Origin of the sequence: Bartonella sp. CE47NXGY, assembly GCF_042195415.1 — a bacterium.
In the GTDB taxonomy this organism is placed as follows: domain Bacteria; phylum Pseudomonadota; class Alphaproteobacteria; order Rhizobiales; family Rhizobiaceae; genus Bartonella.
Genome location: NZ_JBHIOI010000041.1, coordinates 7381 through 8637, shown reverse-complemented (window position 1 = coordinate 8637; position 1257 = coordinate 7381). Strand labels below are relative to the sequence as shown.

1 protein-coding gene and 1 pseudogene are annotated in these 1257 nt (G+C 39.7%); both read left to right on the top strand.

Annotated features, from left to right (window positions below; all coding sequences use genetic code 11):
* A pseudogene (locus tag ACFIL3_RS08365) lies at window positions 1-838 on the top strand (tol-pal system protein); the annotation flags it as partial.
* 18 nt (window positions 839-856) lie between these two features.
* Window positions 857-1257: tRNA lysidine(34) synthetase TilS (tilS, locus tag ACFIL3_RS08360; protein WP_375682067.1), on the top strand; the 401-nt coding region annotated here is incomplete at its 3' end.

Below are 1257 nucleotides of genomic sequence, written 5' to 3'. Positions count from 1 at the left end.
GGTGGAAAAAGCCACTGACGCCGTTAATAAGGCTGTTGATGCAGTGAAGAAAGCACCTGAAGCAGCTGATAAAGCAGCATCTGATGTGGTGGAAAAAGCTACTAGTGTTGCGGAGCACCAAGGGATTATTTTAGAGAATCAACAGGCTTTATTTAAAGATTATGATTTAGATAAGCTTTTGCATAAGATACGAATGGTGCTTGAGCATAACAGTTTAAAAAATGTTAACAAGCAGTTTCACGAGCTTTTTGATACAGAAGTCTCTTCTGTTTATTCTTGTTCTTTTGAAAAGTCTGCTGTAGATGAAAAATCTCAGACTGTAAAGGAAGAGATGGAGCAGGACCATAGTACAGGTGACCAGACAAAGGTTGCTGCTGTGGAAGCTAAGGTGGAGAGCCATGACCATGAAAACAGTCAACCTTTTAACAAAGCGCATGAAGTAAGTGCTCCAATTGAAGCACATCAGAGTGACAATCTTTCTTCTTCTAAAGCTTTGTATAAGGAAGGGTATGATTTTATTCGTTCTGCTAACTATGTTGATGCTGAAAAAAGCTTTTGCGCTTTTCAAAATCGTTACAAAAAAGATCCTTTGAGTGATGATGCTTTATTTTGGTTGGCCGAATCTTTGTTGGGGCAAAAACGCTATCATGAAGCAGCACAAGTTTATCTTACCGCATGGTATGCAGATAAAAAGAAGCTCTATACCTCCGAGATTTTACTGAAATTAGCAAGAAGTATGGTCGCTCTTGAGCCAAATAAAGACGATTGTGCTCATTTTGTGAAAAAATCAAAACGTCAACAAACATTAGCATCTGTTTTTTGTAAACCTGCAAAATAAACAGCGAGGTCGTTTTCGGTGTGCGTTAGACTGGCAAGAAATCTCTTTAAAACATCGGATTTTATTCAATGTCAGAAGTTGATTCTTGCCGTCTCAGGGGGAAGTGATTCTTTGGCTTTGATGTTTTTGGTCAAAGAGCATTTGGAAACACTCGTATTTCCTCCAGAAATGATTGTTGTCACGGTTGATCATCAATTGCGTAAAGAATCGATGCGTGAAGCAGAAACTGTTGCGAAAATTTGTCGTGTCCATGATATTCAACATATCACTGTGCGATGGGAAGGCGAAAAGCCAAAGACGCATATTGCTTCCAGCGCGCGTGTTGCACGCTATGATCTCTTGGTTAAAGAAGCACAAAAACAAGGCGCATCACTTATTATGACGGGGCATACACTCAATGATCAGGTTGAGACCTATCA